The following is a 24,376-nucleotide window of genomic DNA, read 5'->3' as shown; positions in this document are numbered from 1 at the left end:
GCTATCTAGTTATTCAGGGTAGCTGAACGTTTGCAGCGTTTGCTACCCACCATGAAACCAAACTGAATCAGGACTTTGTCATGTTGAACTTCACATTATCACGACGCTTTATTCAAATCGCGTCCCTGTTATTAGGAACTTCCCTAATAACTATCGCGGCGGCAGCAGCCGAAGAATCAATTACGGTGGTCACCGCCGACAAAATGCTCGACGTCACCAAAGGTACGTTGATCGACCATCCGCAAATCACCATCCGCAATGGTCGCATCACCGCCGTTGAGCGCGTCGGCGCGGCTATCCCCGCTGGCGCTATAAAAATTGATTTGGCCGGTATGACGCTCATGCCCGGTTTTATTGATATGCACGTGCACCTGACCGGCGACCCGCATTATGGGGGCTATCGCGGTTTAGAATTTACGGACAATTTTTGGACGGTGGTGGGCGTAGCCAACGCGAAGAAAACGCTAGAAGCCGGATTTACCACTGTGCGCAACGTGGGTTCGTCCAACTACGACGATGTCGCGCTCAAACAAGGGATCGAAGAGCATCAAATTCCCGGCCCGCGCATCGTTCCTGCCACCTACGCCATCGGAGCCACCGGCGGGCATTGCGACGCGACCGAGTTCCCTCCATCGATTAGCGTGCCTACACCTGCGGTAGCAAATGGCCCAGAAGAAATCCGCGCCACGGTGCGTAAGCTGCGTAAATACGGCGCGGAAGTGATTAAATTCTGTGCCACTGGTGGCGTGTTTTCTAAAACCGATTCTGTCAGCGGACAGCAATATTCCTTGATTGAGATGAAAGCCTTGGTCGATGAATCGCATATGTTGGGACTGCGCGTGGCAGTGCACGCCCACGGCGCGGACGGGATTAAAGACGCTATCCGCGCAGGAGCCGACACGATCGAACACGCAAGTTTAGCCGATGACGAAGCGATCACTCTAGCCAAGCAACATGGCACGTGGTTTTCAATGGATATTTATGACGACGACTACATCCTTGCCGAAGGTGCCAAGAACGGCACCTTCGCCGAATCGTTGGAAAAAGAACGCATGATCGGTCTCAAGCAACGCCAAAATTTTAAAGCCGCCTTAAAAGCCGGGGTAAAAATGGTGTTCGGCACCGATGCGGGAATTTATCCGCATGGCGACAATGCCAAGCAATTTAAAACCATGGTCGATTGGGGCATGACACCGGTCCAGGCTATCCAAGCCGCCACACTGAACGCCGCGCAAGCACTCGGACGCACGGCAGATGTCGGGGCAATTGAAGTCGGTCGCTATGGTGATTTGGTGGCGGTCAAGGGCGATCCGTTGAGCAATGTCACCTTATTACAATCGCTAGACTTTGTCATGAAGGGCGGCGAGATCGTTAAAGAAACTAAATAACAATCCTAGCGGCGACCAATTTTGAACCGATGTCCCAAAATTGGTCGCTGCCAGAAAACAGCACAGTTGCCGCAGCACGCTAGCAGCGCGACCACATCAAGTTCCGGGTCAAGAATTCAAAAAACTATCATGTTTCAATAAATCAACTAATATGAAACAGTCAGCCAGTGTGCTGGTAGGGAAGCAGTTTTCAATCCGGTATTTTTTATAGCAATAATTGCTAATTTTTTAGAATTAAATTCGATTTATAGAGCGTTAAATAGATAAAAACATCAAGCAGATAATTTTCACACTGGCCGCGGAAAGCGAACTTGGGCATGAAATTAACTATCGCAAAGAGATTAATTCCAGTCGTAGCGACGGCCATCGTGGGCGTGTCGCTCATGGCCAGCTTGAGTAAATACAGCACCGACAGAATCTACACCGCCACCGACTACGCCAACGTCAGCATCATCCCTAGCCTATTAATTCTCGAACAAATTCGTAAAAACGCCTTGATGTCGCGGGTTGTCACTTACCGCTATATCTTCACGCCCAATTCCACCGACAGCGATTTATTAGAAAGCCGAATCGTCGACTACGAGCACAAAATCGACGAATCATTTATCGAATTTGCCACCAACGGCTGCTCGGGTTCAAGCTGTATTGCGGACGCTAAAATCAGCGAGTTTTTTCAAAAAGAAAAGAAAGCGCTATCCCAATACAATCTATTGATTCACCAGATTATGCTCAAGTCGCGCCAAGGCCCAGCCGGCGTGGAAGAAGCCTATAAATTGACCGCCAACAGCGCGCCTATTTTCCAAGACCTGTTAGCGTTATTTGAATTGCACGTCGACTACAGCAAAGAACTCAGCAAAAAACAAGCAACCTTGGCCGCAGAGAGCAAAGATCAAACCTCGGGGTGGTTATTAACAATTGCCCTACTGACTCTGATCGCTATCGGCAGCATGGGCTATATGGCGGTGCGCTCTATCGTGCGTCAACTCGGCGGTGAGCCAGAGGACGCCGCGAAAGTTGCCGCGCAGCTCGCGCTGGGCGATTTATCGCAAAAAATCAATCTCCAGCCCAACGACAAAGATAGCCTGATGGCTAAGCTGCACCAACTCGTGCTAAGCATGGAACGGGTAGCGGATCGGGCCGATGCGGTGGGGCGCGGTAATTTATCGGACGAAGTGGTCGTGCTGTCCGAACAAGATCGGCTTGGGAAAGCGATCAACCACATGGTGGTCGCACTGCGTAGCGCACGCATTGTGGACGATAAGCGCAATTGGCTTTCCAGCGGAACCAACCGATTGTCGCAAGCGCTGACCGGAGACTTTTCACCGCAGCAAATCGCCAAAATTACCTTAAGTGAAATCGGTCATTACTTACAAATCGGACGCGGCGTGCTGTACACCTTGCGCTCCGATGAGCCGGTATTGGATTTAATCGGCAGCTATATGTTTTCCGAATCCAGCCAACCGCAAAGCAGTTTTAAACTGGGCGAAGGCGCCATTGGTCAAGTAGCAATCGAGAAAGCACCGATTTACCTAACCGTCGCCGCGCCCAACTCCAACCAACCTTCCAGCGTGGCCCCGATCATCACCGGCACCAGCAATTGCGCCCCTAACTATATTTATACCTATCCGGTATTGAAAGAAAACGATCTACTTGGGGTGCTTGAAATCAGCAGCTTTACGCCCTTGGATGAACTCAAGCTGGATTACTTGATGGCGGCCATCGAGATGCTTAGCTCGTTTATTTATGTGGCTGAACAGCGCGGACAAATTCGCTCGCTGTTGCAAGTGGCCGAACAAGCTGAGCGCGAAGTCAGAAAGCATAACGACTATCTGCAAGACGTAAATTCGCGCATGGAAGAGCAGCAACAACAGTTGCAACAGCAATCCGAAGAGCTGCAACAATCCAACGCGCAAATGGAAGAGCAACAACAGCAGTTGCAGCAACAAGCCGAAGAACTCCAGCAAACCAATGCACAACTCAAAGAACAGCAGCAATTATTAGAGCGCAACAACACTTATCTGCGCGAATCACAAAACGATATCGACGAGAAAGCCAAGCAACTCGAACTCTCAAATCACTACAAATCCGAGTTCCTAGCCAATATGTCGCACGAGCTACGAACACCGCTAAACGCCATCATTTTGCTCTCTAAAATGATGTTGGAAAATCCCGATGGCAATTTAAGCGCTAGCGAAATCAAACGCGCCGAAGTCATTCACCGCTCGGGCAATGATTTATTGCGGCTCATTAGCGACGTATTGGATTTATCCAAAGTCGATGCCGGTCGGATGGAAATGAATTTCACCGAAGTCTCAAGTTCGGCCATTAGCGCAGAGTTGCATGATTTATTTGAATCGGTCGCCGAGCAAAGTCAATTGGAGTTCATCGTCCAAGACAAGCTACAAAATCGCTTCATTAGCGACTCTGGAAAAATTAGCCAAATCATGCGCAACCTGCTGTCCAATGCATTCAAATTCACCAAGCAAGGCAGCGTGACGCTAACCATTGAACGTGACGATCAAGAAGCGCTGCCGATTCGGATTAAAGTGCGTGACACCGGGATTGGCATTCCCAAAAACAAAACCAAGATGGTATTTGACGCGTTCCGCCAAGTCGATGGTTCGACCTCGCGCGAATACGGCGGTACCGGTTTGGGCTTAACGATTAGCTTACGCTTCGCGCAATTATTGGGCGGCACAATTTCACTCAATAGCACCGAAGGCAAAGGCAGCGAATTTTGCCTACATTTGCCCGACCGACCGATTGAAGCGACTACCGAATCCACAGTCAATGCGGCCACCTCATCAACACCGAGCGCGCCAGTAGAAATCAGGCCGCCCATCGAACCTATTTTTGATGACCGCAGCATACTTAACTCGAGCGACAAAGTAATTCTGTTAATTGATGACGATGTTAATTTTGCCGCGGCGGTAATCGAAATTAATCATCGATTGGGATACAAAACCATCGTCGCCCAAAACGGCCAAGAAGGATTGGGACTAGCTAAACAATATCGACCAAGCGGCATTTTATTGGACTTAGGTTTGCCGGATCGGGACGGCACCGATATTTTGCGTGACATCAAATCCGATCAAGAGCTTGCCGCCATTCCGGTCTATATTATTTCGGGCCGTGACCACGACAGTGCCTTGAGCAGAAAGGATATCGTAGGCTACCTGCAAAAGCCCGTCATCAGCAGCCAAATTGCCGAAGCCGAAGCGGCCCTACTTAACGCGATTGCGCAGGTTTCGTTTAACGGCGTATTGATCGTCACATCCGAAGATAAAGAGTCGCAAGATTTAGTTGATTTAATTACCACCCACCAGCGCTTGGGCAAGGTTGAAGTACGCCAAGTGACGCCCGATTCGTCGCTCTCGGATGCACTGCATGCGCACGATTGGGGCGTCGTGATTATCGATCTAGCCGAGCTCAGCATCGCGCAAGGCTTAGATGCCGCGCAAATAATCCAAACGCACAGTCCGACCACAGCAGTATTATTTTTTGGTGTGCCGCACTTATCCGACGAAGACGAAGCCAAGCTCCTCAGTTATTCGGACAGCATCATCATCAACGCGCCACAAGCTGGTTTGCGTCTGCAAGAAAATATCGAACGGTTTTTACGCACCGTGCCCAAAATTATTCAACCGGCGGTTGCCAGCAGCAAAGCCAATCCCGCCGAGAAAAAACTAAAAGACCGCAGTGTGCTCGTGATTGACGACGACCCGCGCAATCTATTCGTCATCACTGCAGCGCTTGAACAGCAAGGTGCGCGCGTATGGAATGCGTTAAATGGCCGCCGCGCTTTAGATATGCTAGAAAAAATCACGGTCGATTTAATCATCACCGACATCATGATGCCGGAAATGGACGGTTACCAAACCATTGCAGCCATTCGCGCCAATCCAAATATTGCCCACGTTTCGGTCGTGGCGTTAACCGCTAAAGCCATGCCACAAGACCGTAAAAACATACTCGAAATTGGCGCCGACGATTATCTGTCCAAGCCGGTGGACTACGATGTGCTCACTAACATGGCGGCCTTCTGGTGCGCCACGCGGCACGGTTAAACCATGAACGTGACCATTCAATCGAGCGACAAAACCCACCGTGTGAGCGTGCTGGGTTGCTTAGACAGCGCGACCGATAGAACCAAGGTTAAAAAAATATTAGCGCATGCAAGTCCTCTGGATTTAGTGCAAATTGATTTTTTTGATGCCGATTTATTACCCGGCGAAATCGTGCACGCCCTAAAAGCCTGCCTCGACCATTCCATCAATTTAAAAATTAATACTTACCATTATTTGTTGACGCACAGCCTGATGCGCCTGGGTTTTCACGTGCATCAAGTCAGCGTTAAATCGACCCATTCGCCATCGACGTCATACGAAGTATTAGTGCTGGCCGGTTCAGCCAATAGCTTGGATAAAATCCTGCATATTATTGAAGCGCTACCGCTTTCTAAAGCCACGATTTTTGTGGTGCAGCACGTCAAAGAAGATCAACTCAATTTGATGGATCAACTGTTGCGGGTTCGCACCAATTACCGCGTGGTCATGCCGCGAAACCTGCAAGAGATTACGCCAGAGACGATTTACGTTGCGCCGCAAGGTCATCATATGAAGGTCGCAAATGGCATGGTGTATCTCACCCGCGACCGACCCGTGCAGTTTGCGCGGCCTTCGATCGACGCGCTGTTTGAATCATTAGCCAGCGAATACGGCGACAAAATAATCGCCATGTTGCTGTGTGGTTTTGGGCGCGATGGCGTGGACGGTTGCGCGATGCTAAAAAAAGCCGGTGCCTGCGTCATCATCGAAAACAGCGAAGAATGCGCCGAAGCTTGTGTGCTACCGGACGCTGCCATCGAAGCAGGAAAATTTGACCACATTTTTACCTTGCCGACCATGACAAGCGTGGCCGCCGCGGCGATCTGTACGGATGAGTTTGGCATGACCAACGAGCATTTCGGGTTGTTTATCACCGCCATTTATGAGCAATATGGTTACGATTTTCGTGGCTATCAAATGGACAGTTTTAAGCGCAGAATTAATAACTTGATGGTGCAATTTGGTTTGCCGCATTTTATTGATTTTCAGCGAGCGATTTTTTCGGATCAGAGCATATTTAATCGCATGATTGCCGAAGTATCCGTTGGCGTGAGCGCGTTCTTTCGGCATCCCGATCAGTTTCGAATTTTGCGTGAACAGATTTTTCCCTATTTAGCTAGTTTCCCCGTGATTAAATTATGGTCGGCGGGTTGCGCCACTGGCGAAGAGCCTTACTCGTTGGCGATCTTATTAGAAGAATTGGGTCTACTAAAACGGGCGCGTTTATTTGCTACCGATTTCAATGCTTACTTAATTGAAGTGGCCAAGACCGGCATCTTTCCGGGGAAATTATTGGAGTCCAGCCAGCACAATTACGAGAAAAGTGGTGGCGTCGGTAGCTTCACTAGTTTTATTCAGTTTAATCAACAGTTTCTCAGTATTCGGGAAGACATTTCGGCCAGCACTTTATTTCATCGCCACTCGTTGGTGGACGAAGGCGTGTTCAATGAATTCCAATTAATCATGTGCCGCAATGTAATGATTTACTTCAAACCCGAATTGCAAAAGAAAATATTGGAGCGCTTTGCACGCTCCTTGCATCGCGATGGATTTTTGGTGTTGGGTCCCCAAGACGGCCTGCACCACATAGCAACCGAAACCGGATTTGTGCCCTATATCAAAGGTGGGCATATCTATCGATTGAGTCACGGAGGATTAAATGGCTGAGCGTTTCATGATATTGGCGGTGGATGACAACCAAGGGAACCGCTTCCTACTCAACGAACTGCTGTCGCGCTTGCCCGACGTAGGCGTGATCGAAGCGGCCAGCGGCGAGGAGGCGTTATTGCGCACGGTTGAATACGACTTTCAACTAATTTTGCTCGATGTGCAGATGCCAAATATGGACGGCTACGAGACTGCGCGCTTGTTACAGATGACAGCACGCACGCGCGACATTCCGATTATTTTCTTAACCGCCGTTTTTAAATCCGAAGAATTTATCAAGCGCGGTTATGCCTTGGGTGCGGTCGATTATTTAACCAAACCGCTGGACGACAATATTTTCTTAAATCGGGTGCGTCATTACCAGCACTTACAAGACCGCGAAAACCGCTTGATGGTCGCGCTCACCGATATGCAATCGATGCAAGAAAATCTGCTGCAATCCGAAAAACTATCGGCCTTAGGTGCCATGGTGGCCGGTGTATCGCATGAACTCAACACGCCGTTAGGCAATTCAAAGCTCGCGGTTTCAACGCTGTATGACCGACTTAGTGACCTGAACAAAAACTACCTCGGTGGCACGATGAAGCGCAGCACGATTGAAGGCTTTCTCAAAGAAAGCATGGACATCGTTGTGCTGGCCAATCGCTCGATTGAGCGGGCCTTAAATTTGGTGACCAACTTTAAACAAGTCGCCATCGATCAAACGTCGGAACAGCGCCGCCATTTTGACTTAGCGACAGTGGTCAATGAGACGATCACCACCTTAAAGCCGAGCTACAAATACGAACCGTGGAAATTCATCATTGATATTCCGGATGGTATTGCGATGGATAGCTTTCCCGGGCCGTTAGAGCAGATTGTGATTAATCTGATTCAGAACAGCATTCGCCACGGCTTTGAAGGGCGAAATCACGGCAGTATCACCATCAGCGCCAAATTAGAAAACGACGATCCGGCGACGAAAAACCAACACGTGGTGATTGAATTTACCGATGACGGTGTGGGAATTACGCCAGAAAATCTCAGCCGCGTATTCGACCCATTTTTTACTACGCAACTTGGTCGCGGCGGTTCGGGGATTGGTTTAAATATCACTCACCGCATCGCCACTTCATTATTAGGCGGCACAATTCGAGTGGAATCAAAACAAGGGGAATGGACGCGGTTCGTTTTGACGATACCAACCAAAGTTGGCACCGTCATTTAAACCATTTAGAAATCTATTAGGCGGCTGCTGGCAGTACACCAGAGCTACTCTGCCCCTGCCCTTTAATGCGCAACACCATGTAAGCAGTGATTAAGCAAGCGACTCCCATTAACATGGACGACATCGTGTAGCTGCCCAAACTATTACGCATAAAGCCCGCTAACAAGGTTGCGCTCGCAGCACCCAATTGATGTCCTGCGACGATCCAACCAAACACGATCGGCGCGGCCAAGCGACCAAATACATCGTTGGCTAAGCGCACTGTTGGCGGCACGGTGGCAATCCAATCTAAACCGTAAATAATCGCAAAAATCGGCAAACCAAAATAGCTCAGTCCAAAAGCGTGCGGCAAAAACAATAAAGCCAGCCCACGGAATCCGTAATACCAGCACAACAAAATGCGCGGATTGTAGCGATCTGATAACCAGCCGGATAAAGTCGTGCCGACCAAATCCAACACTGCCATCGAGGCCAAAATACTTGCGCCATTGACCGCTAAAATGCCGTAGTCGCTGCACATCGCAATAAAGTGCGAGCCGATGTAGCCGTTGGTGCTCATGCCGCAGACAAAGAAGCTAAAAAACAATAACCAAAAATCCCGATTTTTGAACGAGCTGGTCAACGCCTTAATCGCAATTGCAAACGCATTGGCAGTACTAGCCACTGGTTCCGCTTCATCCGCAATAACGCCGTAACGTTTTAACCCTAAGTCTTGTGGACGCTCAGGCAAAAAGAACAGCACTAGCGGAATCCCGATTGCCGACACCGCCGACACCAACAGCGCCACCGAACGCCAACCGGTGTGATCGATCATGTACGCCATCAATGGCAAAAATAACATTTGCCCAGTGGCGGTGCTGGCCGTGAGCAATCCCATTGCCAAACCACGCCGCGCTTCAAACCAACGGCTCACAATGGTTGCGGCTAAGGTATTCGCCGCCACGCCACTGCCCACACCAACAATCACACCCCACGCCAACACCATGTGCCACGGCAGCGTCATCCATGTGCTCAGAAACGTCCCAAGCGACAACAACGCCAGCGCGCCTAACACCATCGGACGAATTCCATAACGTTGCATCGCGGCAGCCGAAAAAGGCCCAACCAATCCATACAAAGCGATGTTGACCGCGATCACAAACGAGATGGTTGGACGATTCCAACCAAACTCGTGCTCCAGCGGCAGCAACATGATCGAAGGCGTCGCGCGAATCGCAGCGGCGGCTAACAAGACCAAAAAGATAATCCCGACAACAATCCAGGCGTAACTGAATCGAATTCGTTTCTGAATAGAGAGGCTAATAGTCGTGATCATTGGTTTAAAAATAAGGAATTAAATAGTGAATTATTAACAGTAGATTTGATGCCCTTTGGCGGCGTATTTGACAAGCTTAATTTCTGCAAAAAACCATGAGAACCGCGATAATACCCGCAAATTAAAAACTAAGTGCAGCGCCCTTTTAACCCTCATTCTGGACAAAAACTGCCATGACCGAACTCGAATTAAACCAACTCCGCGCGCAATGTCACACCGTTTTAGCGGGTCACAAATCCGTCAGTCCTGCAGAAGAATTTGCCGCGATGGCGGACTTTTGCAAACAGCATCACATTGAATTCGATACCTACGGCGAAGGCGAATTCGTCCAACAGTTTGAGCAAAAAATCGCCGATCTATTAGGCTTTGAAGCAGGGGTGTTTTGTATCACCGGCACGATGACGCAAACTTTAGCCTTGCGCCTAGCCTGCGGCGAACGCGGTAGCTCTTTGGTTGTCTTGCATCCCACAGCACATATTTTGAAACACGAAAATAGCAACTACCAAGTGCTCGATCATTTTGAGGTGCAAAATATCGGTGATCCATTTCGCGTATGGAATGCTGCCGATTTAAGCGCGGTCAAAGATAAATTAGCCGCGGCCTTAGTTGAATTACCAATGCGTGAAATCGGTGGGCAATTGATTAGCTTGGACGAACTCAATAAGATCAAACAGCACTGCCACGAAAATAATATTCATCTGCACATGGACGGCGCACGCTTGTGGGAAGCGCAAGCGGGTTATGGCGTGCCGTTCGCAGAAATCACCCAAGGTTTTGATTCGGTCTATGTTTCATTCTACAAAGGCATAGGCGGCATGGCCGGTGCGATGTTATTGGGTAACAAGGATTTTGTCGCCAAAGCCAAGGTTTGGATGCATCGTCAAGGCGGAAGCGTGTTCCGCCGATTGCCTTATGTGGTTTCGGCAGCGATGCAATTTGATCGGCGTTTGGCCGCTATCCCTGCTTGTTTTGCGAAAACTAAAGAAGTGCTGGAAATCCTCCGACAATTTCCTGCATTAAAAATCAATCCAAGCAGCGCGCACTGCAATATGTTTCATCTGTATTTGCCAGTGAGCCGCGAACGAGCGATGGAAATCCGCAATCAAGTTGCGCAAGAATCGGGCGTTTGGTTATTTAACCGCGCTTCACACGCGGCGCTGCCCGATCAGTCCTATATTGAATGGATGATAGGCGACCAAGCGCTGGCATTAAGAAATGAAGACATTACAGCAGCGTTAGCCTTGCTCAACGCTGCTGTAGATGGTCAATAAATTACGCTGGTAAGCGACGTGGAGCGTGTCCCATCAACCGTGGCTTCGATGGGCTACGCGAGGTTGTTTGTGCTGAGCTTGATGATGCAGAAACGGATGCTTCATGCAATGTAAAAGTATCGACTAATTGCGCCAAAATCACCGCCTGATCTTTGAGCGATTCAGCCGCTGCAGCAGCCTCTTCGACCAGCGCGGCATTTTGTTGAGTTACCCCGTCCATTTCAACGATGGCTTGATTAACTTGATAAATGCTGTCGCGCTGAGCTGAATTGGCGCTACTGATTTCGCCAATAATGACGCTTACGCGTTTGACGCTATCGACAATTTCATCCATGGTCGCGCCAGCCTCGGCAACGATTTTGCTGCCGCTATCGACTTCAGCGACTGAATGCGTGATTAAGGTTTTTATTTCTTTAGCAGCCGCTGCCGAGCGCTGTGCCAGATTACGTACTTCGCTGGCCACAACCGCAAAACCCCGTCCTTGTTCACCTGCACGCGCTGCTTCAACGGCCGCATTTAACGCCAAAATATTGGTTTGAAACGCGATGCCATCAATCACCGAAATAATGTCGGTGATTTTTTTAGCAGACGCATTAATTGAACCCATCGTATCGACAATTTTGAGCACATCAGTACTGCCCTTCTCTGCGACATCGGATGCGGACTTAGCGAACTGATTGGCTTGCTGCGCGTTTTGGGCATTTTTGGTGACCGTATCGGTTAGCTCAGCTAACGATGCCGACGTTTGCTCTAACGAGCTTGCCAGCATTTCGGTACGCGACGACAGATCTAAATTCTCACCCGCAATCTCGCGCGAAGCCGAGGCGACGGTCTCGGTTGCCGTTCGAATATCCCCAACAGTTTGCGACAATTTGTGCTGCATCGCTTTCATTGCAAACAACAAGCTGCGCTGATCTTTGGCACCAGTGTTAATCGCGACCGTTAAATCTCCCGCCGCAATGCGATGCACGATACCCGACGCATAGCTCGGTTCGCCGCCCAATTCACCATACACGCTGCGAATTAATAATTGCCCTAGTACCCCAGCAACCACTGCGCCAATAATAATCACCGCGATAACGAGGTTACGCAGTGTTTCGTGGCGCGAGCTAGCTAGCTCATATTCATGCTTGGCTTGATCGACTTGATTCTTTCGTAACGCCTCAACGCTCTTACGCAGCGGCACCGCTAGCAATTGCACCTTGTCTTGCAATTCACCTGCTTCAGCCAAATTACCGTCGCGCAGCGCGGCGATAGTTTTTAATAAACCTTCGTTAATTAATTTTTGCCGATCAGCGTTAAACACATCGGCTAGCTTGCGATCTTCGGGAGTTATCGCTGACTTGTAATATTGATCCCAAGTTTGGTTCATCTCAGCGATGTTTTTTTCAATGATGGCGCTTTTGATATTAATGGTCGCAACCATGGAATCTTGAATTGCTTCAACTAAGGCTAATTGACTTTGCACCAACAAACGATCAATGCGCGAGACTTGTTCTAACGCTACGGTGCGATTTTCGTACACATTTTTTAAGCCTTCGTCGGCTTTGCTCAATCCATACAGACCAAGCATACCGATGCTCACGGCGAGTAAGGCAATAATGCCGATGACGATACTTAATTGTGCTTTGAGGGTAGTTTTCATTTACTTATTTCATCCAACGTAACATTGTATTAATTAAAAAAGGTGCGATTAGAGATTCCATGCGGCAACTTTAACTGTTGGACTCAGCATAGGAGATCTATGTGTCAGATCAATGACAAAACAATGAAATTTTTGGGAGAAATAAGGTTAAATATGCTGTCTCACAATGTAAAGATAGCGTATTTATTGGGAAATAAAAGGACTGATTTATCGCTTTGCAACATACACAAAAATAGCGCCATAAAAGGCAAGCTAATTTGCTATGAATAATGGAATCGCAAACTGCGTTTGAAGAAAACGTTAATAAGAAATTAAACACACCAAGGTGAACCCATAAGCCTTCTAAAGTAGCTTATTGCTGCTGCAACACGATGACGCGGAATGTCCCGTCAATCCCTTGCCGGCGCTCTGTGCCGGTCGCAGGTTTGAAATCAGCGGTCGGCAAATACAAGCGATGTGTGGTCGGATCCGCCGCAATGGTGCGCGCACCAACTTGGCTAGGAATCGTTCCCAGCGCTTGGAACTTGCCTGCGACTTCACCAACAGCGGTAATCGTCCCATCCGCGCCATTGGAGCTAAACGCATAACCATCGATCACCGCTACGCCATCAGGACCATTACCAATTGCTGCGGTACCAATCAACTTGCCGCTGGCATCACTAATCGCCATCACATTGTTGCCGCATACCGAATACAAGCGCTGTTTAGCGTCAATCGCCAAACCGGTTGGTTCCTCGCAGGGTTTTAACGAATGGCGTGAAGCAATCTTGTTAGTTTTTAAGTTCAGGATTAGCAACTCAGACGTATCTTCCACATTAAAATACACCAAACCGTCTGCGCCCACCGCGGCAAACTCGGGCTTACCACCAACCGGCACGGTGGCGATAACTTTTAGTGTTTTAGCATCGACAATCGTCGCGTCCTTGGAGCGACCATTAAAGGTCACCACGCGCTGAAATTCTGGCGAATAAATAATCGCATCGGGATTGGTGCCCACGTTGACGGTCGATTTCACTTTCAACGTCGCCAAATCAACCACGCTGACCACATTGGTTTTACCGTCGCTAGTGAAGCCAACACCCAAATCATTGGCAATCGCAATTCCATGCACACCAGAGGTATCTGCGATCGTGCCAATGACTTTGTTAGTTTGAGTATCGATGACTTCGGTCTGGGTTGCGTGCGAAACGTACAAGCGATGCGCCTGACTATCGGCATACAAATAATCCCAGCGCGGCGCACCGCCTATAGTGATGGTGTCCACGATCTTGTAGTCTGGTGCTGCGGCCATGACGGAACCGCTCAGTGCCAACATGATTGCTGCGATGGAGAAGTTATAGTTCATTGTTCGACCTTTTCAATTTATTGTGGATTATCTAAGTTCAACAATTCAACATCTGGTAATCGGTAAGTCGCCTACTTACTACTGCGGCGCAGTAACCGAGAAGCCAGATTCTACGCCAGAAGAAACTTAACAGATTGGCGTTAATAACAATACGAAACAACTTGTTAGTAAGCGCTTGTCCCGACTCTAAGCAGGTCAATTCTGCCCATCACTCATCAGGATTTAGCAACAGGGTCGAACTCAGCGCACATCGTTCTTGTTTAGTCGGCGCGGCACCCTCAAACTCGGGCGCTAACTGATTTAGCGAAAACACAATAGTTGGGCTTAGTCCGGTCGCGTGACACCACACGATGGCGCGCTTTTTGATACTTGCCTTCGATGCCGGACAATACTCAGTTTCTGCACCGCTCGCAGTCAGGATTTTTTTCTCGCTAAAAATTTCAAGCACGCCGCGCCAACTTTGAGCCGGAATAGTTTGAGCAATCGCGGCTAGATATTTTTTGGTGTCGATTGCATCAGTCCGGTGCACGCCTAAGCCATCTTGAATCAACCAGGTTACGCCTGTACTTTGATGCAGCTCGTTGAGTAATTGGGCAAATTGTTCTGGGTCACCCTTCCCACCAAAAAATGCTGAAACATAAACCGGAATACGCGCATTGAGCTGATGTAAATCATCCACCACTTGCGTCAAATGCCGCTTTAACAGCGTTTGCCGCTGTGGCGTGTGCCAATTTAAATCGTCGATTTCTTCCGGCAAATACCACGCATCAATGGCGCTCGGCGCGTTCCTTAATAGTTGTTTTGCCTGTTGGTGATGATGGCTTCTGATCGTGGCTAGCGAGCTAGCTAAAAGTTGATCGGATTTATTCAGATCGGCAAAAAAATCGGGCGACATATACAAGCCGTAAACAACTTTTAATGTCTGCGTTTTAGCAATCGAGGAATAAAGCCAACTGACTTGATCGTCGGAGAAAAAATTGACCTCCCCATATTTAGTCCACTGCAGAATGATTTCTTGATAGCCGTTGCGGGTGGCATAAGCAAGCTGATGGGCAAACAATTGTTGACGTTGTTCCTGCGTTAAATTAGGCGTATTCCAAGGTTGGAAAAAGACCGAATTCGGCTGATGCTCACAGGTGATGGCGCGAGTATTGAAGCACACGAAAAATAAACACAGCAGCACAATTCGGCGCACAGCGTTTTCCTTTAATGGAACAAAGTCCACTTCAATAAAAAGATATTTTGATCCATGCTGTTACCGGCCAACTTGCGATGCAATTCGAGCGACAATTGCTGGCGATATTCGGGCGCTCGCCACGCATCGCCACCAAACCAAGTTTGTAAATCGAGTCCAACGATGGCGTCTACACGGGTCACAGATTGATTGGACAGATTATCGTTATTGGCCGATGCGCTGCCGCCTATCCAAGGCTTTAAGGTCGATTTACTCCCAAAAATAGTCACCTTGTATTGCTGACCCAATTGGCCTTCTAGTGTCGAGTAATAGGCTTTGTTACGTACCAAGTAAGCCGCGTCACCAAACATATTAAAAGTCAGCCACGAATCCGAACTTGGCTTCCAATCCAAGCCATGAGAATGCGAACCGGATAAGCGCAACATGATGTCGTCAGAGGTGACGCCATCATTGCGATGAAACCATTCCACCGAACCGATCAAATTATGATCGGTCATTAAACGCTGTTTAAATCCGATACCATTGAGCGCATTGCCAGAAGTTGGACTCAATGATTGATCGTCTAAACCTTGCGTTGCACGCACAAAGATCCAACTCGGATTATCGGTAAACCAAAGCGGATCAAGTCGATACTGGACATTGATCGCAGCGACGCTGCCGTATTGCGCATATTGGTCTGGCCCGACCAATTCATCCAACGCGACGGATGGCGCTTTATTTAAGCGCACCTGCCCTCCGATCTCAACGCCCCAGCGGTCTTCGGTTTGCTGCACGATGCGCTGCCAATCGAATACCTGCTGCGCGGCCTGTTCATCTGTGCTTTTTAATAAAGTTTGAATTTGACTTCCTCGATCGATGCTGGCGCGGTAATTGTTCACTGCCGATTGCGGGTTACCGGTTTTTAATTCCAACCCTGCGATCTCGACCAAATAATCACTGCGGGTCGCATCCAATTGATAAGCGCGTTTAAATTGTCCTAGCGCTTGGGTATTTTGCGGCGGTTGGCTATGTTTAAGCACAAAGGCGTATTCAGCGTGCGCGGCAGAATTACTCTCGTCAAGTTTGAGCACTTCTTGCAGCGCCTGCGCCTGTGCGGTGGTATCACCTAACTTGGCATACACATAGGCTAATTCATGCCATGCGGTTGGAGACGGATTGGCCCGTGCGGACGCCAGATAAAAAGCCGCTGCCGCGCTCAAATCGTCGTTGGATTGTGCTTGCTGTGCGCGGACATAATCGAGTTTTCCGGCAGCTAAAAATTGTCCGTATTTTTGTAGCATAACCTCACTATAAGCAATCTCTTGATGTTCCAACGCGACTTCCGCTGCGTGTTTAGCCAATGACGTATCGGCCTGCAAAGTCAAACTCGTATCCCACGTCCGCAGCGCTAATTCAAAGCGCTGCAATGCAAACCAATTATTCGATTCGGCATTATATGTGGCGGGTATTGGGGTTAAGCCTGTGTTGATACGAAGCTGATTCGCCGCATTAAAATAACGCGCTGCTGATTCAGGTTGAGACACTTTTTCAGCACAATATCCCGCAGCTAGTTGGGTAGCTTCGGTCGTTTGTAGTGGATCACTATTGACAGCAATTTCTTCCAATAGCAAGTCACAATGACTGGCTTGCAGATTGATCGCTAGCGCCTCTTCAATCGCTGGTGAATACAACTTAGTGTCGCGCAAAATCTGAACGCGTGCTTTTAGCAAGGCGGTATTACCGTTTAGTGCCAAGCGGTAGATCGCGTCTTTAATCATCGTCTGGCGTAACTCCGGCGCTTCTTCCGCATACGGGAAATGCGGCGCTGGTTTCACAGTTACCGCAGCGACGCTCGATGTTTTAGCAGTTTCGGCCTTTTGCCTGTTAGCCGACTTCACGGGCGCCGATTTACGCGCAGCATTAGTAGCACTAGCTTCTTGCGAAAGCGGCGCTAGGTTCGGCACTGGCGCAAGCTGTGCAGCCCAGGTCGCCAATTGATTGCTAGGAATGGCGATTTTTTTATATTTAAGCCAATCAATGACTTCACGCGCTTCTTCTTTGCGCTCTTGGCGAAGTAACGCATCCACCCAATTAGTCGCCGCTGCGATGTGATGTCCACTGTTGACGCCTTTACGCTCCACCGCTAAACGAAATTGATCAATAATTTCATTATCGCTTTGGGTCACCACTCCCAAAATTCCTAGCACGTAATAACCAAGCGCATCGTCAGGGAAGCGGGTGCGCCAGCGCTCTCCGATACGTTGTAAGCAAGCGTAGTCTTTGGTTTGCTCGCACACTTGGGCGCGCAAAATCGCCGCATCAGGTTGATCTGGATTAATCGCTTCGACTTCACCAACTAGCTTTAATACGGTGGGATAGTCCTTATGCTGAAATGCGGTATAAGCTTTTTGTAAGCGCGGATAGGTGCGGAAATTACGCCATTCATTGTCGAACCAACCTGCGTGCGCTGGAATGGGTAAGCCCGCTGCCAAGAGCAAAGCTAAACTTAGATTATGCGGCAACTTCATTTATTCCTCCCCCGCGTGCAAGTCAGGAAAATCATGGCTGGTTTTATCCCATACCACGGCGCGTCCAGTTCTTGCGCTATTACGCACCTGGGTGGCCGCACGAAAGAACGCGGTGATATTGATCAAATTACCGACCAAAATCCGCGGAACGGATTGCACGCCTTGCCAAAATCCAAAGTAACGTCGGGTAAAAATGAACCGCTGCACGACGCGATTACAAAGAAAGAAAAAATTAATGCCAACCATCGTCCACAGCCAACTGCCCTCGGGAATCAAATCCGGAAATTCCCACGCCTGCGGAAAAATCGTGTGGTGCAGCCAATTTAAAATTACCGATAAAACGATGAAATAACCCATCAACAAAGCGGGGAAAGCAACCACACTTTTACGGTCGCGCATGAGCATGTATTTCATCAACACGCCGCCACGCCAGCCCAAATTGCGCCAGCCTTGAAACACAATTCCCACTATCCAACGCGATTTTTGCCGCGCTGCTGGCCAAAATTGATTGGGGAAATATTCTTGCACACATAACATCGGATGCACGCCTTTGCGACCAAACCACGCTGGCGTTTTTTGCGTATCGCTAAACTGCACCTGATAGTGCAACATCATTTCTCGCGCGCCGACTTCGTGTAGCCGAAAACCGATTTCGTAATCTTCGGTCAGCGTACCCACATCAAACACCACGCCGCCGTTAATTTTTTCGAGCAAACCAATCGCTTTGCGGCTAAATGCGGTTCCAACGCCCGCGCTTGGCACTTGTCCGGTGATGAGTTGGCGCACCAAAATATCTTTGCCATGCCATTCGGCAAACTCATCCACATAATGATTACCGACGACATTAACTGCGCTGCGCACCAGCGGCATGACTGGCAATTGGACTAGATCAAAGTTAGGCACTAAATGATTAAAGACACGCAATTCCAAGGGATGAATAATGTCTTCGGCGTCGTGATAGGCCAAGCAACTGAAGTGAATATCCTGCTCGGCTTCCATCGCTGTGATGAAGGAAATAATATTGTTTAAGCAGTCCGCTTTGGTGGTAGGTCCCGGATCACGGGTAACGACTTTGTGCACGTTGTGGTATTTCAGCGCGACCTTATCGACTTCGCGTTGGGTATCTGGATCGTTGGGATAGGTGCCGACAAAGATATGGTAATTGCTGTAATCAAAGGTGCGCGCCGCGTAGTCGGCCATGCGTGCAATCACCGGCGCTTCCTGCCACGCGGGAATCATGATCGCAATGAATTGCTGCGGCTCTTGATATAACTCGTCCGCATAGCGCGGCAAATGTGGGTCACGGCGCCAGTCTTTGGCTTGCAACCAGCGCCAAAACCAATAACGCACATCAATTAAACAATCGTCCACCGAGCTAATAAAAATCGTAATAATCCCGATCCGCAATAACACCGCCACTACAAACCAATAGGTTGCCAAGACATCGATCCAACTCATTGCTGCGCTCCGGTTTGGGTTGCAAGTTGATAGTAGCTTTCTAAAATTTGAACAATTTTTTGTGCCGCCTTGCCATCGCCATAAGGATTGCTGGCGCGTGCCATGGCTTGGTAATGGTGTTCATCGTCGAGCAACTTGCTCACTTCAAAAATGATTTTTTGCGTGTCTGTGCCGACTAATTTTGCCGTGCCTGCCGCCACCGCTTCTGGGCGCTCGGTCGTCTCGCGCATCACCAAAACCGGCTTGCCCAAGGTGGGCGCTTCTTCTTGGATGCCACCGCTATCGGTCAAGACGATGTGAGCCCGTTTCAATAAATAAACAAACGGTAAATAATCTTGCGGCTCGATCAAATGCACATCCTCCAAGCCGTGCAGCAAATCGTTGACCGGCTTTTGCACGTTGGGATTGAGGTGCACCGGATAAATGATTTGCGTATCTGGACGCGCTGCTAAGGACAATATCGCCTGACAAATTTGGATGAAACCATCGCCAAAATTTTCGCGTCGATGTCCGGTGACCAGAATCAATTTTTTAGTCGGATTGATGTAGGAGAATTGCTCGCTTAAGCGCTGCGCTAAGGCGGCATCGTTATCAATTCGGTGGCTCACTTCCAATAAGGCATCGAGCACGGTGTTGCCCGTGACGTAGATAGTTTTGGGGTCGCGGCCTTCGGTAATAAGATTGTTGGCCGTTTGCTGGGTTGGTGAAAAATGATGCTTGGCGAATAGCCCAACGACCGAGCGATTGAATTCTTCTGGCCACGGGGCGTGGATATCACCAGTGCGCAGACCAGCTTCAACATGCCCGACATCGATACGTTGATAAAACGCGGCCATCCCAGCGGCCAGCGTGGTAGTCGTGTCGCCATGCACCAGCACCAAATCCGGCTGGCAATCTTCCAACACCTTTTGCAGACCAGTGAGTGCACGCGAGGTTAACCCGTTCAAATTTTGACCGGGCTGCATTAAATCTAAGTCGTAATCGGCCTTCAGCGCAAACAATTGCATCACTTGGTCGAGCATCTCGCGATGTTGCGCGGTGACGCAAACTAAACAACGAAAATGAGGATTGGCGCGCAAAGCATGCACGACCGGCGCCATCTTGATTGCTTCGGGTCGCGTGCCAAAGATGCAGAGTATTGTTTTGAATGCTTGCTTGGCTTGCTGCGCTTGGTGCGTTTTTCGCTCTACCACAGGCTTCTCCCCAAAAGCTCAGTGCACAGATGTTGATGCGCACTTGTTGATGCCGACTTATTGATGATTGACGTAAAAATGTTGCCTATTAACTACATTGTGTACGAAAGCGCTGAATTTAGTTAAATGTAACAAAATTAGGGGGAAAAAGCATATTAGGCACAAACATTTGAACAATGTTTGTGATAAAGCAACTGCGTAAGTGGCGTGTAAGTCCAAAGCCGCTTAATCTACACTTAGTTCTCAACAGCAACACAGTCGCGTTGCAGACGCAGGCTGACACTTGGCAGAGTAAAAAAATTGCTGCACAGTTACTATGCAATCCAGTTCATTCCACGCCAATTGGAATGAACCATAAAACAGATAAAACCCGAGACCAAACGAGCAAATCTTATGACTAACTCCACCCTCAGCGCGCTGTATCAAGGCAAACTATCCAGCCCCAGCGACGCGGTAAAACATGTCCGCGATGGCGATTTCATTATTGTTTCCACTGGCGTAGGCGAACCGCCCGCGTTGCTCACCGCACTTTCCGAGCAGCGTCATCAATTTAACGATGTCAAAGTCGCGCAGATTTTGGCCTTGCGTAAATACGCCTATTTCGACCCGACCACCGCACATCATGTGCGCCACGTCGCCTTGTTTTACGGCCCTGCTTCACGCGCCGGAGGTCAAGCTGGTTGGGTGGATTTTTTACCGAATTATTTTGGCGAAATTCCCGGCTTAATCGAGCGTGGCTTGATGCCATCGGATGTCGTTTTTGCGATGGCCTCACCGATGGACGCAAACGGTTTTTTTGCGCTCAGTTTAGGGACTGATTACACCATGGCTGCCGTCGCCAAAGCGCGCGCGATTATTTTAGAAGTCAATCCCAACGTGCCCGCCACCCACGGCAACTGCCATGTGCATATCTCGCAAGTCACCGCGCTGGTGGAAAGCAACGATGCAATCTTTGAAGTCGGCCTGCCAACCATCGGCCCTGTGCAAGCGGCGATTGGTAAATACGTCGCGGACATGATCGACGACGGTGCGACCTTACAAATCGGTTATGGCGCAATTCCTGATGCGGTCGTGATGCAGTTATCCGATAAAAAAGATTTAGGCATCCACACCGAAATGGTGGGCGACGGAATTTTAACCATGGTGGAATCGGGCGCAGTCACCAATCGGCGCAAAAATTTTATGCCCGGCAAAATGGTTGCCACCTTCGCACTAGGTTCAAAAAAACTATACCAATTCATGCACCAAAACCCGATGCTGGAAATGCATCCGGTCAACTTCACCAACGATCCTGTCGTCGCCGGTAAAAACGATAACCTAATGACGATTAACGCCAGCCTACAAATTGATTTGCTAGGTCAGTGCGGCTCAGAAAGCATAGGCCATTTGCCCTATTCTGGGACTGGCGGACAATCCGATTTTGTCAGGGCCGCCAACCTTTCTAAAGGCGGCAAATCCTTTATCGTCTTACCCTCGACCGCCAAAGACGACACCATTTCGCGCATCGTCCCGATGCTCAACAGCGGCACCCACGTATCAACGTCAAAAAATGATGTGAACTACGTCGTGACCGAATACGGCGTAGCGCAACTGCGCGGCAAATCCGCCAAACAACGCGCCCAAGAATTAATCGCCATAGCACATCCAAACTTCCGCGATGAATTGCGGGCGGCGGCCAATCGAATGAAATAGATTTAGTAAATTATTTTTTCACTCAAATCACAAATGGGCGCAATAATGAGCGCCCTTTTTTTTCGTCTCAACAAGGCATTGGTAAGGCTAAATCGGCAGGAATAATGCCCTGTTTAGGGCATTGTTAAGCGCTGAAATACGCGCTAGACTGTGGCTAAATTGCAAATATGCAACTTGTTATAGTGCATTTTGCGAAGCTTTGAATAGAACCGAAATAGTCGCCAGCACGCAGCAAGATGCGCCTGATAGTCACCAATTGATTGCTGCCGAATTCTGACATTGGCAAGCTTGCCACCCACACTACGCTAGCGCGACCCATTAACCAAGAGTACAAAAAAATGACCGAATCAAATCAAGAATCCAGTAGCCAATGGTGTCGCTTCGAATACATTGCAAATGGCGAAACATCGGCTATCGGGTGTTTTTACCCAGAAGATATCAAGGTGGATAAAGCCACCTATCCGCACCACATATTCATCGGATATGGCTATGCGGATGAAGGCTCAGCGCAGCTACCAGACGCTGCCGAGTGGCTAAAGATCAATGCAATTGAGCGCGCCATGACCGAATTGCTTAAGGCGCAGGATTTTGGTTTTCTCTTATTTACTATCGCCAGCGACGGCTATTACCAGTGGAATATCTACTCAACATCTGGCGACAAGACCGCATTAGTTTTACTCGATGCGATCAATAAACTTGCCCCCTCCTCCAAAGTTGACCAATTCGACTATGAAGTCACGCTCGACACCGACTGGGCGGCCTATTTACCGGTGCGTGAAAACATCAATAAAGCGTTGAAGAATTTGCAGGCGTGAATACCAAATATCGCTAGTCGGCGGCGGATTCGCGCCATTCGATCACAGAAGAAGTCGCACCAAGTTAGGATTTCTAATACGCCCCATCTTCGCTGCAACACAATATCCTGCTCAAGGAAACACTTGAAGCCGCGGGCAAGCCCGTAAATCAAGGTAAAACTGTTCGTCTTTATGCCTTGGAATACGAATTTATGGTGGATGAATCTTTAGCACCCTTACGTTTGGAGAAACAGTCGCAATGATTTCAATTAATCAGATCTTTTTCATCGCTGCCAGCCTGTTGGCACTGTCGGTGCCATGTGCACATGCCGACACGTATTATGTGACGTCTGTAGTTGGCAACACGCTGAACCGAGTGGACCATGAGAAGGCCCCCGGCACGTTGACCAACTCCGATAAACATCAGCAAATTGATACCGGCAGCGCAATATTTGATGATAAGGCCATTAAAGTAATCAGCGCGGAACTGAAAAAATATGACGGGGCCTCGAACGTGATTCCATTCCGGCTGACCAATCCGTCGATCTTCACCGAAGATGTAGATTTTGAGAACAGTGAAAGCCTCAAGCTCGCGCTGCAGACCATGTTGAAAGATTTTTCCTACGAACCTCACGCGAAATTGTTGGTTATCCTTCCGTGGCGATCTAAAGTACTAATCAACCGTGAAGAAATGACCATGGTCAAAGGTTTAGGTGTGTACCTCGATTTAAAACAAGATGTAAGAAGAGGCCGGGCGCAAACCTTCGATGAACGGGTCGCTGTATTCGCCAACATGCGTATTGTCCTGATTGATCTAGACCAGGCTACCTTGCTAGCGACGCGGACTTTCCGACGCAGCCGCGCACACCAGCTCAATGAAGGTGATGACCTATTTAAAACGCCTGAGAGACTCAACGTAATTCTGCTAAATCTAATTCAAAACGGCTGTGCCGAGATGGTGCCGCAATTGTTTAAAGTAAATTAGGCGGACTTCGCGGCGCAATCCGGTCGGTAAGAAGATGGACTGATTTAAGCTAAATGAATGGAGTACCAATTTATGTCTAACGAAATGCCCGCTGATGTTATACAGCGACAACTCAATGCCTACAATTCCAAAAATGTTGAACGCTGGTTGGAAACATATGCAACTGACGCTGAACAGTATTGCTTGCACGGAGATCTCCTTGCAAAAGGGCATGCAGAATTACGCTCTCGCATTACTTCCCGCTTTTTGGAGCCAGACCTTCATGCGAAGTTGCTTAGTCGAACAGTTATGAACAATATCGTTGTTGACTTAGAAATTGTTACTCGTAATTTTCCAGATGGCCTTGGAACAATTGAAATGTTGTGTATTTACGAGGTCATCGATGGACTCATTCAAAAAGCGTCCTTCGCTTTCGGCCAAGCCAAACTTGGTGCAAACAAATAAAAATAGATTCGCCAATGGACGGCCTGCCGCCATGCGCAGAATACAGCTAGTCAGGATGTATAAACGATAGCTCGGAATCGGCGAAGACAATGAATTGATTTTGCTGTATTTTCATTCACTGTCCTTCATTTTTAATTTCTGCAAAGCGCAAGCCAAGTGGCGG

The 24,376-nt window shown here is 48.8% G+C and carries 16 protein-coding genes; 9 read left to right on the top strand and 7 right to left on the bottom strand.

The window, feature by feature from the left end; translation table 11 throughout:
- The first annotated feature begins 80 nt into the window (after positions 1–80).
- From E2I14_RS05135 to E2I14_RS05120, 4 genes are all read left to right on the top strand, one after another.
- Entirely contained in the window at positions 81–1,388 is a 1,308-nt protein-coding gene (locus tag E2I14_RS05135) for a Xaa-Pro dipeptidase (RefSeq protein ID WP_133326109.1), read from the top strand.
- Positions 1,389–1,705: 317 nt separating this feature from the next.
- Positions 1,706–5,455 (top strand): response regulator, encoded by a 3,750-nt coding sequence (locus E2I14_RS05130; protein WP_133326107.1) that lies wholly within the window; start codon positions 1,706–1,708, stop codon positions 5,453–5,455.
- Positions 5,456–5,458: 3 nt separating this feature from the next.
- Complete coding sequence (locus tag E2I14_RS05125; protein ID WP_133326105.1) at positions 5,459–7,162, top strand: chemotaxis protein CheB; 1,704 nt, start codon at positions 5,459–5,461, stop codon at positions 7,160–7,162.
- On the top strand, positions 7,155–8,369 hold the full coding sequence (locus tag E2I14_RS05120; RefSeq protein WP_133326103.1) for a sensor histidine kinase: 1,215 nt from the start codon (positions 7,155–7,157) through the stop codon (positions 8,367–8,369). Before E2I14_RS05125 ends, E2I14_RS05120 begins: the two co-directional genes overlap by 8 nt.
- Positions 8,370–8,385: 16 nt before the next feature.
- On the opposite strand, the gene E2I14_RS05115 is transcribed toward E2I14_RS05120, so the two are convergent.
- Complete coding sequence (locus tag E2I14_RS05115) at positions 8,386–9,684, bottom strand: MFS transporter (RefSeq protein ID WP_133326101.1); 1,299 nt, start codon at positions 9,682–9,684, stop codon at positions 8,386–8,388.
- 173 nt (positions 9,685–9,857) lie between these two features.
- Between E2I14_RS05115 and E2I14_RS05110 the strand changes: the two genes are divergently transcribed.
- Positions 9,858–10,955 (top strand): threonine aldolase family protein, encoded by a 1,098-nt coding sequence (locus E2I14_RS05110; protein WP_133326099.1) that lies wholly within the window; start codon positions 9,858–9,860, stop codon positions 10,953–10,955.
- A gap of 1 nt (position 10,956) precedes the next feature.
- Here E2I14_RS05110 and E2I14_RS19875 read toward each other — a convergent pair whose 3' ends face one another.
- The 6 genes from E2I14_RS19875 to wecB form a co-directional block, all read right to left on the bottom strand.
- Complete coding sequence (locus E2I14_RS19875; RefSeq protein WP_133326097.1) at positions 10,957–12,600, bottom strand: methyl-accepting chemotaxis protein; 1,644 nt, start codon at positions 12,598–12,600, stop codon at positions 10,957–10,959.
- A 352-nt stretch (positions 12,601–12,952) separates the two neighbouring features.
- Positions 12,953–13,945 (bottom strand): beta-propeller fold lactonase family protein, encoded by a 993-nt coding sequence (locus E2I14_RS05100; protein WP_133326095.1) that lies wholly within the window; start codon positions 13,943–13,945, stop codon positions 12,953–12,955.
- A 208-nt stretch (positions 13,946–14,153) separates the two neighbouring features.
- A complete protein-coding gene (locus E2I14_RS05095; RefSeq protein ID WP_165967759.1) occupies positions 14,154–15,140 on the bottom strand; it encodes a DUF4434 domain-containing protein in 987 nt (328 codons plus the stop codon).
- Positions 15,141–15,151: 11 nt separating this feature from the next.
- Entirely contained in the window at positions 15,152–17,647 is a 2,496-nt protein-coding gene (locus tag E2I14_RS05090; protein ID WP_133326091.1) for an NfrA family protein, read from the bottom strand.
- Positions 17,648–19,105 (bottom strand): glycosyl transferase family protein, encoded by a 1,458-nt coding sequence (locus tag E2I14_RS05085; protein WP_133326089.1) that lies wholly within the window; start codon positions 19,103–19,105, stop codon positions 17,648–17,650.
- Positions 19,102–20,298 carry a non-hydrolyzing UDP-N-acetylglucosamine 2-epimerase gene (gene wecB, locus E2I14_RS05080; RefSeq protein WP_165967758.1) on the bottom strand — a complete coding sequence of 399 codons (1,197 nt, stop codon included), beginning with the start codon at positions 20,296–20,298 and terminating at the stop codon, positions 19,102–19,104. The genes E2I14_RS05085 and wecB overlap by 4 nt, the downstream gene beginning before the upstream one ends.
- A 393-nt stretch (positions 20,299–20,691) precedes the next feature.
- Between wecB and E2I14_RS05075 the strand changes: the two genes are divergently transcribed.
- From E2I14_RS05075 to E2I14_RS05060, 4 genes are all read left to right on the top strand, one after another.
- Positions 20,692–21,990, top strand: coding sequence for an acetyl-CoA hydrolase/transferase family protein (locus E2I14_RS05075; protein ID WP_133326087.1), 1,299 nt, complete (start codon positions 20,692–20,694; stop codon positions 21,988–21,990).
- A gap of 338 nt (positions 21,991–22,328) precedes the next feature.
- Positions 22,329–22,805, top strand: coding sequence for a DUF695 domain-containing protein (locus tag E2I14_RS05070; protein ID WP_133326085.1), 477 nt, complete (start codon positions 22,329–22,331; stop codon positions 22,803–22,805).
- A 238-nt stretch (positions 22,806–23,043) separates the two neighbouring features.
- Entirely contained in the window at positions 23,044–23,769 is a 726-nt protein-coding gene (locus E2I14_RS05065) for a hypothetical protein (protein WP_133326083.1), read from the top strand.
- Between the two features lie 72 nt (positions 23,770–23,841).
- Positions 23,842–24,213, top strand: a complete 372-nt coding sequence (locus tag E2I14_RS05060; protein ID WP_133326081.1) for a nuclear transport factor 2 family protein — start codon at positions 23,842–23,844, stop codon at positions 24,211–24,213.
- Positions 24,214–24,376: the final 163 nt, after the last annotated feature.

This window comes from Sapientia aquatica, from assembly GCF_004358105.1.
Classification (GTDB): Bacteria; Pseudomonadota; Gammaproteobacteria; order Burkholderiales; family Burkholderiaceae_D; genus Solimicrobium; species Solimicrobium aquaticum.
Note: the sequence above shows the minus strand (reverse complement) of the source record. Positions and strands in the feature narration are given on the sequence as shown.